The organism is Novacetimonas maltaceti, assembly GCF_002906255.1.
Classification (GTDB): Bacteria; Pseudomonadota; Alphaproteobacteria; order Acetobacterales; family Acetobacteraceae; genus Novacetimonas; species Novacetimonas maltaceti.
The window spans coordinates 25,341-40,936 of sequence record NZ_POTC01000004.1; the positions used below are offsets into that span (position 1 = coordinate 25,341).

Consider the following 15,596-nt stretch of genomic DNA (forward strand, 5'->3'; position numbering starts at 1 on the left):
GCCATGCCCCATGACGTGGGGCGTCAGGATCAGGGCAGGCTGTTGCCCTGGCCGCCATGGCCCGGACCGCCGTTCATGCTGTTCATCGGGCCGGTGCTGCCGCCATAGGTGCTGGTCATCTGGCTCATGGGGTTGTAGCGGCCCACGTTGCCAAGGATCTGCTGCATGATGTTGATCTTCGTGCCCGGCGTCGGCGTCTTGCCCATCGCCATGCTGACATAGCGCGCATCATCCTTGTGCAGGGTCCGCAGGTTGCGCAGGATCCCGCCCTGGTCAAACGTCAGGACCACGACCTGCTGCTTGTCGATATGGGGGAAGCTGATGGGGGCCAGCGTCTGGCGCATGGAGATGTAGATCCACGTATTGTCATCGAACGTCGCGCGGCTGGTGGGGGAGCCGAGGAGGTCCATGACATCGGAACGTGAACTCGTGCCGGTCTTGAGCTGGTTGTAGTCATCCGCCTGCACGAGGGAGCCGCGCTGGATCACGCTTGGCTTGAACGCGACGCATCCCGACAGCGACAGGCCAACCCCGATGACAGCGCACGAAAACAGGCGTAAGGATCGGGGGCGGGAAAAGATGTGCTGCGCTGGCCTCATGATCGGATAAAGCGTCCTGGTAAGATGCTGCAGATAGACAGTCCGACCTTCCGGGTGCCTTATTGGTCAAATGAAGTCAATCGCAGATCGGATGCGAAGGCGGAAAAACACTTCCGTCCTCCCTGCGGGTGCCGTGACGGGCGCCCGGCATGCCCGTTGGCCCGGCATGCCCCCCATGGCCGGGGGCGTACCGGAATTGCAGGAGAAGACACGAGTTATGGATCCAGAATTTTCCCGTCGCGTCCCGGTGGGACGCATCGCGGCCAAGGGCATGGAAACCTCCATCGAGGCCACGCCCGAGGAATGCAGGGCCCTTGCGCGGCGTTTCGGGATCCCCGCGATCCGCGACCTCGCCTGCCGTTATCGCCTTGTGCCCGGTGCGCAGGGGGAAGTGATGGCCGAAGGGTGGCTGACGGCGCATGTGACGCAGGAATGTGTCGTAAGCCTTGAGCCGTTCGAGGACGCCGTCGCCGAATCCTTCACCGTGCGCTGCATCCCGGCGGAACGCTTCCGCGAGGATGACGAGCTTGATCCCTTCAGCATCGACGAAGTGCCCTATGAGCGCGAGATGATCGACCTTGGCGAACTCGCGGCGGAGGAGTTGTCGCTGGGGCTCGACCCCTATCCGCACAAGCCCGGAAGCGCCATTCCCGTCGAGTTGCTCGATGTGGAGGAGGACGGCGATACGGACGCGGACGGGGAAGGGGAAGCGCCGAAGCGCCAGCCTTTCGCCGCCCTTGCGGAGCTGAAAAAAAAGCATAACTGAGGCGTGCGGGCGCGCCTTGGGGGCGGGTGGCATCCGGCGGATCGCAAGATCGTCTCTTGCGGAATGTCGGATCGTCTGCTAGAGCGCCCCCCTCAATTGTTGATAACTGACCGGGTGACACCTCGCTGGCGTTACCGGGTTGTGATCCCAGATCGGAGGGGCCCAGGCCCATGGCTGTACCTAAGAGAAAAACCTCGCCGTCCCGTCGTGGCATGCGTCGCAGCCATGCTGCGCTGCCCGTGCAGGCACATGCGGAATGCTCCAACTGCGGCGAGCTGAAGCGTCCGCACCATGTCTGCAGCCATTGCGGGCATTATGACGGCCGCGAAGTCGCATCCGCAGGCAAGGCGCTGAAGACCGCGGTCCGCGCCTGATCCACGTTCGACGTGGTCACCTGTCGGGACGGGAGATGCCATTGACATGGCGCGGGAATGCCACAGGCAGGCGTCCCCGCCCGTCCGGATTGCGCAGGGGAATGCTGCATGAAGGGGTTGCACCCTTTCGGCACTTGCGCGTTTTACCTTCACCCGGCACAAGACGAGCATGAGCGAGACAGGTTCCTCTTTTTCCGCGACACAGTCCTACACTCTGGCCATTGATGGAATGGGTGGGGATGGTGGTCCGGAAGTCGTGGTGGCCGGACTGGCGATTGCCGCTGACCGGCATCCATCCGCCAGAATCCTTCTTATTGGCGATGAAAAGCGGTTGCAGGCCCTTCTGGCGCAGCATCCGCGCGCGGCGGCGATCTGCACGGTCCGTCCTGCCGGTTCCGCCATTTCCATGGAAATGAAACCCACGGCCGCATTGCGGGTGCGCGATTCCTCGCTGCGCCTGTCGATGGACGCCGTCGCCAATGGCGAGGCGATGGGCGTGGTCTCCGCCGGCAACAGCGGCGCGATGCTGGCGCTGGCCAAGATCGTGATCAAGACCCTGCCGGGCATTTCGCGTCCCGCGATGGCGGCGATCAGTCCCACGACGAAAGGGGACGTGGTCATGCTCGACCTTGGCGCCAATGTCGCGTGCGACTGGCGCAACCTGGTCGAATTCGCGGTGATGGGCGAAGCCTTCGCCAAGGCGGTGCTGGGCCTGCCCGCGCCGACGATCGGGCTGCTCAATGTCGGGTCGGAGGAGCTCAAGGGCGACGAACGCCTGCGCCAGGCGGCCGAAGTGCTGCGTGGCAGCCCGCTTGCCCGGCAGTTCCACGGTTTCGTGGAAGGGCACGACATCACCGCAGGCACGACCGACGTGGTGGTGACGGACGGCTTTACGGGCAATGTGGCGCTCAAGACCGGCGAAGGCGCGCTCAAGATGGCCTTCACCCTGCTGCGGCAGGTGTTCAGTTCCGGCCTGCTGGGACGGATTGGCTACCTGCTGGTGCGGCCCGGCCTTGAACGCATGAAGGAATGGCTCGACCCGCGCCGCTATAATGGCGCGGTGTTTGTCGGGCTTAACGGTGTGGTGGTGAAGTCGCATGGCGGCACCGATGCCGAAGGGTTCGCCTCGGCTGTGGATGTGGCGATCGACATGGTCACCCATGATTTCAATGCCGGTATCCGTGACCAGCTTTCCCGCATGGGAAGCCTGACGGCCAGCAGGTTCAGTAACGAAAAGGAGCCGACGCAGGCAGTTTCGGCTTCCTGAGTCGCTGCCGTGGGCAGGGGAAGGGCCGCATCCGCAGGGTGTGGCCTGCATGCTCCTGCCCCCAACAGGTTTGGACAGACACGCATGAAGGCGAGACGCTCGCTGCTGAAGGGTTTTGGCGGCTACCTGCCGGACAGAATCGTGACCAACGATGACCTGGCCACCAGTGGGCTGGAAACCTCTGACGAGTGGATACGCGCCCGCACCGGCATCGCGCAGCGTCACCGCGCCGGGCCGGAAGATACGGCCGTCAGCATGGCGGTCGCGGCAGGCAGGCAGGCGCTTGAATACGCCAACGCCACGCCGGATGACGTGGATGCCATCATCGTCGCCACCAGCACGCCGGACCAGGCCTTTCCCTCCACCGCCGTGCGGGTGCAGGGGGAACTTGGCATGACCTCTGGCTTCGGCTTTGACGTCGCGGCGGCCTGCTCGGGGTTCATCTTTGCCCTGTCCACCGCCGATGCCCTGATCCGCAGCGGGCAGGCCCGTTCGGCACTGGTGATCGGCAGTGAAGTCTATTCACGCATTCTTGATCCTGAGGACCGTTCCACCTTCGTCCTGTTCGGGGACGGGGCGGGCGCGGTCTTCCTGCAGGCGACGGAAGACGGGGGGGGGCAGGGCATCGTGTCCACCCACCTGCATTCCGACGGCCGTCATGGCGACCTGCTGTATGTGGATGGCGCGATCGGCCAGAAGGACAAGAGCGCGTACCTGAAGATGCAGGGCCGCGATGTCTTCCGCCATGCCGTGGCCAAGCTGTCCTCCTCCGTGGATGAGGTGCTGGAGGCCAATGGCCTGAAATATGAAGACGTGGCCTGGCTTGTGCCGCATCAGGCGAACCTGCGTATTATTGACGGCGTCGCGCGCAAACTGCACCTGCCGCCCGAACGGGTGGTGATCACGGTGGACCGCCATGCCAATACCTCCGCCGCCTCGATTCCGCTGGCGCTGAACGAAGCCGTGCGTGACGGGCGGATTCGCAGCGGGGACCTGGTGCTGATGGAGGCGCTGGGCGGCGGGTTGACCTGGGGGGCGGCGCTGGCGCGGATCTAGGCTGCGCGCCCGGCCCGGATCCGGCAGCGGGGGCAAGAAAAAACACACACCTGTCAGCACATTGAATTGACGCTGACGGATGGCATGCATAACGTGACTGCATGAGCACAGTGACCCGCGCCACTCTGGCAGAACAAATTTACAGTCAGGTTGGACTTTCCCGTCATGAGTCCGCCGACATCCTTGAACACGTCCTGGAAAAAGTGGCCCATGCACTCGAAGCCGGGGACACCGTAAAGATCAGCGGATTCGGTACTTTTTCCGTCCGCAGGAAGGGGCGACGCACCGGGCGCAATCCCAAGACGGGGGTTGAGGTTCCGATCCTGCCGCGTTCCGTCCTGGTCTTCCGGCCCAGCCAACTCCTGCGGGCGCATGTGAACGGTACTGCCGGTCATATGGATGCAGGGGATGACGAATGAATGTGCAAGATCCCGCGCAGGGCGTCGTGAACGCCACCACTGCCACGCCCGCGACAGCCGGGGACGCGCTGCCGATCTATGAGGTCGCGCGTCAGCTTGGCATTGCCCAGCATGTGCTGAGGACATGGGAAAACCGCTTCCCGCAGTTGCAGCCCATCCGTGGGCCGAATGCCCGGCGTTTCTACCGGCCGGAGGATGTCCGGCTGCTGCGTCGTATCTCCGACATGCTGTATGTCCGCCACCTCTCGCTTGGGGAGGTGCAGCGCATCCTTGCCGGAACGGAAGGGACAACGGACATTGCCGGCACAGGGGGCATGATGCCTGCCGTCCCGGCCCAGCCAGCGCAGCCCGCTCCCGCCGCACGTCCTGAGGTCGTGGAAATCACGGATGTGCAGGTCGAGGAAATCGAGACCGTCACCGTTGTCCGCCATCAGGTGGCCGCAGAACCCGCCACGCCTGATGTGCCGCAGGAAAAGGCGCATGAGACGGTGCAGGCTGATATGCCAGCATCCGCTGCGGAACCTGCGCCCGTTGCGGCCACGCCTGATGAGGGGGGGAAGGTTGTCCCCGAAGCGGCTGCCCCTGACGATGTCGCGCCCGAAACCGCAGCCGTGGCGCCATCGGCTCCGGCTCCGGCTCCGGCCGAACCGGCCGCAGCCCCGGTCGTGATTTCCCCAACCGGGGAGGCTCCTGCCACGAGCACGCCATCGCAGGTCGAGCCAGCTCCCGTGCCGCCTGTTGCCGCCCCGGTGGAGAGCAGCGCCACGGAAACGGTGGAAGCACCGGGCACATCGGAAGCTTCAGGCGCATCGGAAGATGATGCGTCGGTTGATGCCGTGGCGGAGACGGAGCTGGCACCGGCTGCGCAGGCGGATGCGGCCGAGGGGGAAGAGCCTCCGCTCGAACAGCTGGTCATGCTGGAACTTGAACGCCTGCGGGCTGAAAACATGGTCCTGCGCGATCACCTGCGCGGCGTGCTGGTCGAACTCGAGGCCCTGCGGGAGATGGTCCCGGTCTGAGGACGCTCCCGACGCAGGGGGAATGGAGGGGCAGGGACCGGGTGTTCCTGCCCCTTTGTTTTTTATGTCCTTATTTTTGCGATTGAGTGCAGAAGATGGCTTGCAGGCACCCGGTGGGCCTGCTACACGATGCGTCATCGCAGACAGGCGGGCAGTAGCGCAGCCTGGTAGCGCATCAGTCTGGGGGACTGGGGGTCGTGGGTTCGAATCCCGCCTGCCCGATATCCCTGTCTGCGATAAAAACTTTCCTGAAAATATGAAAACTGCCTGTGCACCCCAACCGGGGCGTGCGTATTCGTGCCTGCAGGGAATACCCTGCGGAAGGCACCGTCCTTTCAGGCCGGAACGCGGCCCCCCGGACCGGTTGCGATCAGGAGAGGCGCCGTTTCCCGATGCGTCTTCAATCGCGCACGCGCGTCCAGTTCCGCCACAGCATATGCAGCACGGCCATGATGGCGGGCCCCATGAACAGGCCCAGCAGGTTCCAGCTTTCCGCCCCGCCCAGGATGCCCGTCAGCACCCACAGGAACGGCAGTTGCGTCGAACCGCCGATCAGGGCCGGACGCACGAGGTGGTCGGCCAGGAAAATCACCGCAAGCCCGACCAGCATGATGACAATCGCGATGACGGCGCTGCCCTTGACCAGCAGCAGCGTGGACACGATGCCGATCGCGATCACGGCGCAGAACGGGATCATGGCGGCCACGGCCGTCACGACCCCGAACAGGAACGCATGTGGCGCCCCGGCGATCAGGTAGGCAACGCCCATCACCACGCCTTCGCCCATGCCCACCAGCACCAGTCCCGCCACCGTGCCATGGATGGAGGCGATGATCTGCAGAGCGATCCGCTCCCCCCGCTTGCCAAAGGCGCGACGCGACACGACAAGGCACTGGCGGATGACGCTGTCGCCGTCCTTGAGCAGGAAAAACAGCGTCAGGATGGAAAAGATGAACAGGATGCCCCGGTGCGCCAGTTGGCTGCCGACCTGCTGCGTCATCTTGACGCTCTGCCCGATGCGCAATGATCCCAGCAGGGCGGAAAAATCATCCGGGTCCTGCAGGTGGCTTTCCCACCATGCCCGCAGGGTCTGCGCGCCAAGCGGCAGGTGGTCGATCCATTGCGGCACCGGCATGCCAGACTGTCGCGCATTGTTCAGAAGGTGCAGCACCCCTTCCGCATCGCGCGCGGCCTCCAGCCCGAACAGGGTGACGGGCACAAGGAAGATCAGTGCAATCCCCAGCGTGAAGGCGGCAGGCAGCAGCAACTGGTGTGTCGCGGCGTGCCATCGCGTGCGCGCCCGGACATAGAGCGGCCATGACGCGATGGCGAAGATGCCGCCCCAGATCAGCGACGGCAGGAAGCCACGGACCGTGTACAACGCCATGGCGACGAAAAACAGCGCCAGCAGGCCGCGTGCGACCCGCTGCGCGCGCTGCGTCTCCCGAAAGGAGCGGAATGTCCGCAGCGATTGCCTGTTTTCGTCAAGACCGGGTTCCGGGACATGGGACTCGGCGCCAGCGTTCTTGTGGTCCGGCATGGTCATCCTTGTGATGGGACGCGCCCGGGGCGGGCGGTGGTGCGGTGGTTCGGGATCAGGCGGTTTCAACGGCCCAGATGGCAAAGGCATGTATCAGGGCCGCATCGCGCAGGGAATCGAAACGACCCGTCGCACCCCGATGTCCCGCCTCCATATTGGTGCGTAACATGACCGGGCGCGATGACCGCGTGTTTTCACGCAGCCGCGCCACCCATTTCGCGGGCTCCCAGTAGGTGACGCGCGGGTCCGTCAGCCCTCCCATCGCCAGGATGGCGGGATAGGCGCGCGGCCGCACCTGCTCATACGCGGCATAGCTTTCGATCAGGTCATAGGCCGCCACGTCTTCCAGCGGGTTGCCCCATTCGGGCCATTCCGGCGGCGTCAGCGGCAGGGAGGCGTCCGACATGGTGTTGAGTTCATCGACAAACGGCACGACCGCGACAATCCCCGCGAACAGGTCGGGCCGCATGTTCGCGATCGCCCCCATGACCATCCCCCCGGCGGAGCGTCCGTCGGCCACGATTCGCCCCGCCGTGCCAAACCCCTGCGCGACCAGGTGCTCGGCGCAGGCGATGAAATCGGTGAAGCTGTTGGGCTTGTTCTTGCCACGTCCGCCAAGGAACCAGTTCCAGCCCTTTTCCGAACCGCCACGCACATGGGCGATGGCGTAAAACCACCCCCGGTCCACAAGGCTGAGCACACGGGTGGAGAAATCGGGCTCGATCGCATGCCCGTAGGAGCCATACCCGTAAAGCAGCAGCGGCGCGGAGCCATCGCACGGCGCGTCATGGCGGCCCAGCACGGTGACGGGCACTTCCTGCCCATCGGGCGCACGCGCCATCAGTCGCCAGCAGCGGTAGTCGGCGGGATTGTGGCCGGAGGGGACATCCTGCTGCTTGAGCAGGTCATGCGTGCGCCGCGCCATGTCATAGGCGAACCACTGCCGGGGCGTCGTGGGCGACTGGTAGATGTAGCGCAGTTTCACCGTGTCATATTCATATCCCCCCGAAAGGGAGAGGTCATAGGCGGCCTCACGCGGGGCGAGGGCATGGCGCTCCCCGCTGCGGGACTGCATGATGATGCGGCAGTTGGCGTTGTGGCGTTCGCGCCAGACCAGCCAGTCGGCGAAGGTCTGGCATTCGGTGATGTAGTGGCCGGGTTCGTGCGCCACCAGTTCGCGCCAGTTCGCGCGGGCGGGGGCGTCCTGCGGGGCAAGTTTCAGCGTGAAATCCACCGCGCCGTCGGCATTGGTCAGCACGACGAAATCCGTGCCCCAGTGATGCAGTCCGTACATCACGCCGCTGCTGCGCGCCTCCACGCAGGCCGGGGCGGCATCGGGGGTTGCGGCGGGGATCAGCCAGGATTCGGACGTGTCATGATTGCCTGCCGTGATGATGATCCACTGGCCCGAACGCGTGGCCTCCACCCCGACGAAGAAACCGGCGTCCTTTTCCTCATAGACAAGGATGTCCGTATCGGTCCCGACCTCGCGGCGATAGACGCGGGCGGGACGGCCATGGTCATCGCGCCAGATCCAGAACAGGTGGCGGCTGTCGGGGGCGAAGGTGAACGCGCCGCTGCAGTTGTCGATCGGTGCGCCCAGTGGCTCCCCGGTCGCGATGTCATTGACCCGCACGCGATAGATCTCGGACCCCTGCGTGTCCTCGGCATAGGCGAAAAGCCTGTGGTCGGGGCTGTGGGTCGCGGCGGCAACGGCGAAATAGTCGTGGGTGGCCGCACGGGCGTTCATGTCGAGCAGTACCTGCTCGTCCTGCGGGGCATCGGTGCGGTGGCGGGCATAGACCGGATACTGCGCGCCGCTGTCATAGCGGGTGTAGTACGACCACGGCCCGTGCGGCAGGGGCGGGTAGGATTCCACTTCCTGCATCCGGCCCTTCATTTCCGCGACCAGGGCGGCCTGCAGGTCCTGCGTGCCGGACAGGATTTCGGCGGTATAGGCGTTTTCCGCCCGCAGGTGATCCGCAATGTCCCCGCGCAGGAGGGCGGGATCGCGCAGGACCTCCTGCCAGTTCTCGTCCTTCATCCACGCATACTCGTCATGCCGCACGCGGCCAAGCTGCTCTATGCGGTGGGGAACCTTGCGCGCGACGGGGGGCTTTGGCTGGGGGCGGGTCGTGGACGTCGTCATGGGCATCGGTCCTTCATGTCGGTGGCGGGGGCAGGCCCCGGCGGGTTGCCCGCCATGGCGGCATGTCCCGCGTGGAATGGCAACAGGGAATGGCGGCCAGAAAAGGCGGGGGGCGGGTGCGGCAGGGGCATCCGCCATCCACCGCCCGGCATGCCCTCAGCCCCGTGCCGGGGTGGCGGGCGCGGCAAAGAACCGCCAGCCATCAAGTCCGGCACGCAGGCGCTGCCCCTCGGCCGTGGTCGCGTCGATCAGTCCCGTGCGCAGGAACAGGTCGATCAGTACAAGGTTGACGTTGAATTTGAAGGCATCGGTGTCGCGCACCAGCCGGAATGCCTCGGACAGGGGGATGAGGGAGAATTCCTCCACCTCCCCGTCGGCGGGGCGGGGGATGAATTCTTCGGGCAGGACGATCTCGAAACAGTGCAGGATGTCGCGGCGCAGCCCTTCCGGCCGGTCGAGGGCATAACGGATGTTCACCGTGGGCGTTGCGTGCGCCAGCAGTTCAGCCGGCAGGCTGGCTTCCTCCGCCGCTTCCTTCAGCAGCGCCTGCGCCGGCGTGTGCCCCGCCGGGATCCCGCCCGCCACAAGGTGGTCGAGCTTGCCGGGGTCGAGCCGCTTGGTCATGGACCGGCGCGCGATCCACAGGTGCAGCCCGTCCGCGCGCCGCACCAGTCCGTTGAGGTGCACGCCCTGCGCCATCAGCCCGAACAGCGGCAGCGCGCCCCGGTCGATCCGCGCGACCGGCGGGGCATCGACATCGGTGCGGACATCGAACAGTTCATGGTGGGAGCGATAGACGCCCTGCCGGGCCATGTCCTGTGCAATCTGTTCCAGCCGTGACGGGTCGGACAGTGTCACCACGCCATCCGCATCGGTCATGCCGTGTTCGCGCAGGACGGGCACCAGTTCGGGCATGACCCACCCGGCGGGCGCCGCGCCAAGGTGGAACGCCAGCCGCCGTCCCGGCAGGGTGGCGGTGTTGCATGCGGCGATATGGCGGAAAAAGGGATTCAGGTCGGTGGACATGGAACCATCATTTCATATTGGGGCTTCGTTGCCATAACGGCTGGTCCGGGGGCTGACAATCCTTTGCACGGGCCGCGGCTTCCGTGCCGCGCCGGCATGGGCGCCCGTCCGGGCGGCATGAAACCGGCATGGAATATGGCTTGCAAATCGGTGGGGGCGTGTCACATCCGAAGGCATGACTGCATCCCGTGCCACCGACCGCCGCGCGCCCGATACCGAAACATCGGCCATCAAGACCCTGCATGCCCTGCTGCCGTACCTGTGGCCGCCGCACAACCCGGCCGTGCGCCTGCGGGTGGTGGGGGTGTGCGTGCTGCTGGTGCTGGCGAAGGTCGCGACGATCTGCGTGCCCTACCTCTACAGCCGCGTGATCGACGCGCTGCATCCGGGGCCGTCGGCAGGGATGCTGCCGCTGCTGCTGGTCGTGGCCTATGGGGGGCTGCGGATGCTGGCCGCGGGGCTGGGGGAACTGCGTGACGCGCTGTTCGCGCCGCTGCGCTTTCGCATCAGCCGTGTCGCCGCCATCCGCAGTTTCGAGCACATGCACCAGCTGTCGCTGCGCTTTCACCTCAACCGGCAGTCCGGCAGCGTCACCCGCGCCATCGCGCGCGGGACGGAGGCGATCGAGACGCTGCTGCGCGTGGGCGTGTTCAACGTGGTGCCGACCCTGATCGAGGCGCTGATGGTCATCATCGTCATCTGGCGCCTGTTCGACTGGCGCTATGCCATCATCATGCTGGTGGCGGTGGCGGCGTATGTGGGCTTTACGGTGTCGTTCACATCATGGCGGATCGGGCTGCGCCGCCGCATGAACGAGATCAACAGCGAGGCAAGCTGGAAGGCGCTCGACAGCCTGCTCAACTACGAGACGGTCAAGTATTTCGGCAACGAGGCGCATGAACGCGACCGCTACGAGGACGCGCAGGACCGTTATGAAAAGGCGGCGATCCGTACGCAGCTTTCGCTCAACGGGCTGAATTTCGGGCAGGCGGCGATCATTGCCGTGGCCCTGATCGCGGTCATGCTGATGGCCGCGCGCGACGTGGAGGCCGGGCGGCTGAGCGTCGGGCATTTCGTGCTGGTCAACACCTACCTGATGCAGCTTTACCTGCCGCTGAACTTCCTGGGCAGCGTCTATTCCTCCCTGCGCAATTCGCTGGTGGACCTTGAGCACATGTTCGCGCTGCTCGACGAGCGTTCCGACGTGGTGGACCGTCAAGGCGCGCGGACGCTGCCCGCCCGCCTTGACGAGGCCCCGGCCGCCGATGTCCGCTTCCGCCACGTGCGCTTCGGCTACCGGCCGGGGCGCGAGATCCTGCATGACGTCAGCTTCCACGTCCGCGCGGGCAGCCGTGTCGCCATCGTCGGGCCGACAGGGGCGGGCAAGTCCACCATCAGCCGCCTTCTGTTCCGCTTCTATGACGTGGATGCAGGGTCGATCGAGGTCGATGGCCATGATATCCGCGACTATGCACAGTCCGCCCTGCGCGCGGCCATCGGCGTCGTGCCGCAGGATACGATCCTGTTCAACGACACCATCGGCTACAACATCGCCTATGGCTGCCTTGGCGCGACGCAGGCGCAGGTCGAGCAGGCGGCGCGGCTGGCGCGGATCCACGACTTCATCGCCTCGCTGCCCGATGGCTATGCCACGCGGGTGGGCGAACGCGGGCTGAAACTGTCGGGCGGGGAAAAGCAGAGGGTGGCGATCGCGCGCACCATCCTGAAGAACCCGCGCATCCTGCTGCTGGACGAGGCGACAAGCGCGCTCGATACCCGCACCGAACACGAGATCCAGTCCGCCCTGCGCACGGTCGCGGCCGACCGGACCACCATCATCATCGCCCACAGGCTGTCGACCGTGATCGATGCGGATGAAATCCTCGTGATGGAAAAGGGGGTGATCCGTGAACGGGGGGACCATCGCACCCTGCTTGAACGTGGGGGGCTATATGCCGGGATGTGGGCCGCGCAGGCGGAGGAAAACGCAAAGGCGCAGGTGCCGCAGGACTGATGCCACGGCCCGGCAGACCTGCGGCGCGCGGAGGTCACGCATGGGCGCGCCCTCTGGTCAGCGGCGTGGGCAGGGTCCATATGAAGGACACGAACAGACAAGCCGGAAGGGAGCTTTCCTGAAATGACGGATACGAACAACACGCCCCATGACGCCGCCGGGGCCGGGCAGGATGGCGGCATCCCCGCCGAACTGAGCCATTGCGGCGCGGTCGTGGACAAGGCGATCGAATACATGCTGGGCGAAAACCTGCCGCCGGTCGCCATCTCCTCCGCGCTGCTGGGTGGCGCGCTGGGGCTGCTGTCGCGCACCATGGGGCAGGACGCCATGCAGGCGATGCTGGAGAACGCGCTGCACAGCGTGCAGGCGGGCGAACTGCACCCCGAACATGACCGCGCGGGCAAGAACTGAGACACGGCCATTGCGTCCCGATCCCCTGTCGAAACAGGGGGGGAGAGGGGCAAAAAACCCTGTTTTCAGACAAAAAACGCCGAATCATGGCATATCCGTCTTGACGGATTGCGGTGGTTTGGCGATAAGCCGCGCCTAATCTAGACGATCCTTAAGCCGGGCATCAGTGCCTCGGCCCCAGTCTTATCCGAGGATGATACTTATGTCTCGCCGTTGCCAGATCACGGGCAAAGGCGTGCTGACCGGAAACAACGTCAGCCACGCCAACAACAAGTCCCGCCGCCGTTTCCTGCCGAACCTGCAGGAAACCTCGCTCCTGTCCGACATCCTGGGCACGCCGGTGCGCCTGCGCCTGAGCACCAACGGGATCCGCACGGTCGAGCATAACGGCGGTCTGGACGCGTTCCTGCTGTCCACGCCCAACCGGAAGCTGACGCCCGAGGCGATGACCGTCAAGCGCCGCATCCTGCGCGTGCAGGGCCGCAAGGCCGCCGCCGCAGCCTGAAGGCGGCCACGACCCGCATCCCCGCCGTGAACGCGCGGGGATGGGGTGTCGCGCAAAGGCCTGGCCACGGTCAGGTCCGTTATTCCGTCGTGCCGGTCTGCATCGTCCAGCCATCGCGGCTTGGGGCGGGAGCAGCTCACGGTCCCGGCAGGCGCGAAGGGAACCCCGTCCCGTTCGCGCCCACGTTGTCTTGTGGAGGTTCTCCCGTGTCCGACAAGTCTGATCTGTCCCTGATTCGCAATATCGGTATTACCGCGCACATCGATGCGGGTAAGACCACGACGACCGAACGCATCCTGTATTACACCGGTGTGTCGCACAAGATCGGTGAAGTCCATGAGGGCAACACCACCACCGATTACATGGCGCAGGAGCGTGAGCGCGGCATCACCATCACGTCCGCCGCCGTGACGTGCGAATGGGAAGGCCATCGCATCAACATCATCGACACCCCGGGCCACATCGACTTCAACATCGAAGTCAACCGCTCGCTGCGTGTGCTCGATGGCGCGGTGTTCATCATCGAGGGCGTCGCCGGCGTGCAGCCGCAGTCGGAAACCAACTGGCGTCTGGCTGACCGCTACAACGTCCCGCGCATCATCTTCATCAACAAGCTCGACCGTACCGGCGCCGATTTCTATCACGCGTTCGACACGCTGAAGGAAAAGCTGGACATCGTCGCGATCCCGCTGCAGCTGCCGATCGGCACGGAAGAGAACTTCGTCGGTGTCGTTGACCTGATCGAGATGAAGGCCATCGTCTGGGAAGGCGGCGAACTCGGCGCGAAGTTCCATGACGAGGAAATCCCCGCCGACCTGCTGGAAAAGGCGAAGGAAGCCCGCCAGAACCTGCTCGACACCGCGCTGGCCGTCGATGACGCCGCGATGGAAGAGTATTTCGACAAGGGTGATGTCGATGTCGCGACGCTGAAGCGCTGCATCAAGAAGGGCACCATCTCGGGCGAGTTCCGTCCCGTCCTGTGCGGCACGGCGTTCAAGAACAAGGGCGTGCAGCCGCTGCTCGATGCGGTCATCGACTTCCTGCCCGCGCCGGACGATGTCGAGGGCATCCGCATCGCGCCGCCGGAAGACGAGGAAGTTGACGAGAACAAGCTGCCGATCATCCCGGTCGATCCCGACGGGAAGTTCGCGGGCCTGGCGTTCAAGATCATCAACGACAAGTACGGCACGCTGACGTTCGTGCGTGTCTATCGTGGCGTGCTGCGCACCGGTGACACCGTGCTGAACACCACGAAGGGCCACAAGGAGCGTATCGGCCGCATCTTCCAGATGCACGCGGACAAGCGTGAGGAACTCAAGGAAGTGCATGCCGGTGACATCGCGGCGTTCGTCGGCCTGAAGGACACCCAGACGGGTGACACGCTGGCCGATGCCAGCGACCCGGTGGTGCTGGAACGCATGACCTTCCCGGTTCCCGTCATCGACATCTCCGTCGAGCCGAAGACGAAGGACGCGGTGGAGAAGATGACGCTGGCGCTGCAGAAGCTGTCCGGTGAAGATCCCTCCCTGCGCCTGAAGACCGATCAGGAAACCGGCCAGACCATCCTGTCGGGCATGGGCGAACTGCACCTCGACATCATCATCGACCGCCTGCGCCGCGAATATGGCGTGGATGCGAACATCGGTGCGCCGCAGGTTGCGTATCGCGAGACGATCACACAGGCGCACACCGAAACCTATACCCACAAGAAGCAGTCGGGTGGTTCGGGCCAGTTCGCGGAAGTGAAGATCGAGTTCGCGCCGGTCGAGCGTAACGAAGGCATCTCCTTCGAGAACAAGGTCGTCGGTGGCGCCGTGCCGAAGGAATACATCCCGGCGGTTGAAAAGGGCATCATGGCGCAGGCCACGACGGGCGTGCTCGCGGGCTTCCCGACGGTGGACTTCAAGTTCACGCTGCTCGACGGTAAGTACCATGACGTCGACTCGTCCGCGCTGGCGTTCGAAATCGCTGCGAAGGCCTGCTTCCGTGAAGGCATGAAGAAGGCCGGTCCGGTCATCCTCGAGCCGATCATGGACGTGGAAATCACCACCCCGAACGACCATGTCGGTGACGTGGTGGGTGACCTCAACCGTCGTCGTGGCATGATCCAGAACCAGGAAAGCTCCGGCTCGACCGTCATGGTCCGCGCGCTGGTGCCGCTGAAGGAAATGTTCGGCTACATCTCGCACCTGCGTTCGATGACGAAGGGCCGTGCGTCCTTCACGATGCAGTTCCATCACTACGATCCGGTGCCGCGCAACGTGGCAGAGGAAATCATGTCCAAGTCCGCCTGATCACGGCAGACGGGATAGACAGGAACAGGGCCAACCTCCTTTCGGGGGCTGGCCTTTTTCTTTGGGGTGGGGGCTTCTCAGGGCTCTGCCCTGAAACCCGCCAAAGGGCATTGCCCTTTGGAAACTAGGACTTTCCAGCCTATCGGGGCTTTACCGT

14 protein-coding genes and 1 tRNA gene are annotated in these 15,596 nt (G+C 64.9%); 11 read left to right on the forward strand and 4 right to left on the reverse strand.

The genetic code is table 11. The annotated features are described in order from the left end of the window. Window positions 1-29: 29 nt before the first annotated feature. Window positions 30-599 (reverse strand): outer membrane protein assembly factor BamE, encoded by a 570-nt coding sequence (locus KMAL_RS02600; protein WP_110094213.1) that lies wholly within the window; start codon window positions 597-599, stop codon window positions 30-32. 217 nt (window positions 600-816) lie between these two features. On the opposite strand from KMAL_RS02600, the gene KMAL_RS02605 reads away from it, so the two are divergent. From KMAL_RS02605 to KMAL_RS02635, 7 genes are all read left to right on the forward strand, one after another. Next, window positions 817-1,365 carry a YceD family protein gene (locus KMAL_RS02605; RefSeq protein WP_110094214.1) on the forward strand — a complete coding sequence of 183 codons (549 nt, stop codon included), beginning with the start codon at window positions 817-819 and terminating at the stop codon, window positions 1,363-1,365. A 170-nt stretch (window positions 1,366-1,535) separates the two neighbouring features. After that, complete coding sequence (gene rpmF, locus KMAL_RS02610; protein ID WP_003620805.1) at window positions 1,536-1,739, forward strand: 50S ribosomal protein L32; 204 nt, start codon at window positions 1,536-1,538, stop codon at window positions 1,737-1,739. A gap of 169 nt (window positions 1,740-1,908) precedes the next feature. Further along, window positions 1,909-3,006 carry a phosphate acyltransferase PlsX gene (plsX, locus tag KMAL_RS02615; RefSeq protein WP_110094215.1) on the forward strand — a complete coding sequence of 366 codons (1,098 nt, stop codon included), beginning with the start codon at window positions 1,909-1,911 and terminating at the stop codon, window positions 3,004-3,006. Window positions 3,007-3,090: 84 nt separating this feature from the next. Next, window positions 3,091-4,062 (forward strand): beta-ketoacyl-ACP synthase III, encoded by a 972-nt coding sequence (locus KMAL_RS02620; protein WP_110094216.1) that lies wholly within the window; start codon window positions 3,091-3,093, stop codon window positions 4,060-4,062. A 101-nt stretch (window positions 4,063-4,163) separates the two neighbouring features. After that, entirely contained in the window at window positions 4,164-4,481 is a 318-nt protein-coding gene (locus tag KMAL_RS02625; protein ID WP_110094217.1) for an integration host factor subunit alpha, read from the forward strand. Continuing rightward, a complete protein-coding gene (locus KMAL_RS02630) occupies window positions 4,478-5,500 on the forward strand; it encodes a MerR family transcriptional regulator (protein WP_110094218.1) in 1,023 nt (340 codons plus the stop codon). Before KMAL_RS02625 ends, KMAL_RS02630 begins: the two co-directional genes overlap by 4 nt. A 148-nt stretch (window positions 5,501-5,648) precedes the next feature. Then, a tRNA-Pro gene (locus KMAL_RS02635) sits at window positions 5,649-5,722 on the forward strand. Window positions 5,723-5,900: 178 nt separating this feature from the next. On the opposite strand, the gene KMAL_RS02640 is transcribed toward KMAL_RS02635, so the two are convergent. The 3 genes from KMAL_RS02640 to KMAL_RS02650 all read right to left on the reverse strand — a co-directional run bounded on the left by KMAL_RS02640 (window position 5,901) and on the right by KMAL_RS02650 (window position 10,215). Next, window positions 5,901-7,046 (reverse strand): AI-2E family transporter, encoded by a 1,146-nt coding sequence (locus KMAL_RS02640; protein ID WP_110094219.1) that lies wholly within the window; start codon window positions 7,044-7,046, stop codon window positions 5,901-5,903. A gap of 49 nt (window positions 7,047-7,095) precedes the next feature. Continuing rightward, on the reverse strand, window positions 7,096-9,195 hold the full coding sequence (locus KMAL_RS02645; protein ID WP_408887878.1) for a S9 family peptidase: 2,100 nt from the start codon (window positions 9,193-9,195) through the stop codon (window positions 7,096-7,098). A gap of 150 nt (window positions 9,196-9,345) precedes the next feature. Further along, window positions 9,346-10,215, reverse strand: a complete 870-nt coding sequence (locus KMAL_RS02650; RefSeq protein ID WP_110094220.1) for an NUDIX hydrolase — start codon at window positions 10,213-10,215, stop codon at window positions 9,346-9,348. A 175-nt stretch (window positions 10,216-10,390) separates the two neighbouring features. Here KMAL_RS02650 and KMAL_RS02655 point away from each other — a divergent pair, with 175 nt between their 5' ends. The 4 genes from KMAL_RS02655 to fusA all read left to right on the forward strand — a co-directional run bounded on the left by KMAL_RS02655 (window position 10,391) and on the right by fusA (window position 15,439). Then, a complete protein-coding gene (locus KMAL_RS02655; RefSeq protein ID WP_110094221.1) occupies window positions 10,391-12,229 on the forward strand; it encodes an ABCB family ABC transporter ATP-binding protein/permease in 1,839 nt (612 codons plus the stop codon). A gap of 123 nt (window positions 12,230-12,352) precedes the next feature. Continuing rightward, window positions 12,353-12,640 carry a hypothetical protein gene (locus KMAL_RS02660; protein WP_110094222.1) on the forward strand — a complete coding sequence of 96 codons (288 nt, stop codon included), beginning with the start codon at window positions 12,353-12,355 and terminating at the stop codon, window positions 12,638-12,640. Between the two features lie 202 nt (window positions 12,641-12,842). Beyond that, entirely contained in the window at window positions 12,843-13,145 is a 303-nt protein-coding gene (rpmB, locus tag KMAL_RS02665) for a 50S ribosomal protein L28 (protein WP_110094223.1), read from the forward strand. 206 nt (window positions 13,146-13,351) lie between these two features. Beyond that, window positions 13,352-15,439: an elongation factor G gene (gene fusA, locus KMAL_RS02670; RefSeq protein ID WP_110094224.1), complete on the forward strand. Its 2,088-nt coding sequence runs from the start codon at window positions 13,352-13,354 to the stop codon at window positions 15,437-15,439. Window positions 15,440-15,596 lie beyond the last annotated feature (157 nt).

Coding starts and splice junctions, on each gene's coding strand:
- KMAL_RS02640 (WP_110094219.1), bottom strand. CDS start 7,046: ATGACCATGCCGGACCACAAGAACGCTGGCGCCGAGTCCCATGTCCCG.
- KMAL_RS02600 (WP_110094213.1), bottom strand. CDS start 599: ATGAGGCCAGCGCAGCACATCTTTTCCCGCCCCCGATCCTTACGCCTG.
- KMAL_RS02655 (WP_110094221.1), top strand. CDS start 10,391: ATGACTGCATCCCGTGCCACCGACCGCCGCGCGCCCGATACCGAAACA.
- KMAL_RS02650 (WP_110094220.1), bottom strand. CDS start 10,215: ATGTCCACCGACCTGAATCCCTTTTTCCGCCATATCGCCGCATGCAAC.
- KMAL_RS02620 (WP_110094216.1), top strand. CDS start 3,091: ATGAAGGCGAGACGCTCGCTGCTGAAGGGTTTTGGCGGCTACCTGCCG.
- plsX (WP_110094215.1), top strand. CDS start 1,909: ATGAGCGAGACAGGTTCCTCTTTTTCCGCGACACAGTCCTACACTCTG.
- KMAL_RS02625 (WP_110094217.1), top strand. CDS start 4,164: ATGAGCACAGTGACCCGCGCCACTCTGGCAGAACAAATTTACAGTCAG.
- rpmB (WP_110094223.1), top strand. CDS start 12,843: ATGTCTCGCCGTTGCCAGATCACGGGCAAAGGCGTGCTGACCGGAAAC.
- KMAL_RS02630 (WP_110094218.1), top strand. CDS start 4,478: ATGAATGTGCAAGATCCCGCGCAGGGCGTCGTGAACGCCACCACTGCC.
- KMAL_RS02605 (WP_110094214.1), top strand. CDS start 817: ATGGATCCAGAATTTTCCCGTCGCGTCCCGGTGGGACGCATCGCGGCC.
- KMAL_RS02645 (WP_408887878.1), bottom strand. CDS start 9,195: ATGCCCATGACGACGTCCACGACCCGCCCCCAGCCAAAGCCCCCCGTC.
- rpmF (WP_003620805.1), top strand. CDS start 1,536: ATGGCTGTACCTAAGAGAAAAACCTCGCCGTCCCGTCGTGGCATGCGT.
- KMAL_RS02660 (WP_110094222.1), top strand. CDS start 12,353: ATGACGGATACGAACAACACGCCCCATGACGCCGCCGGGGCCGGGCAG.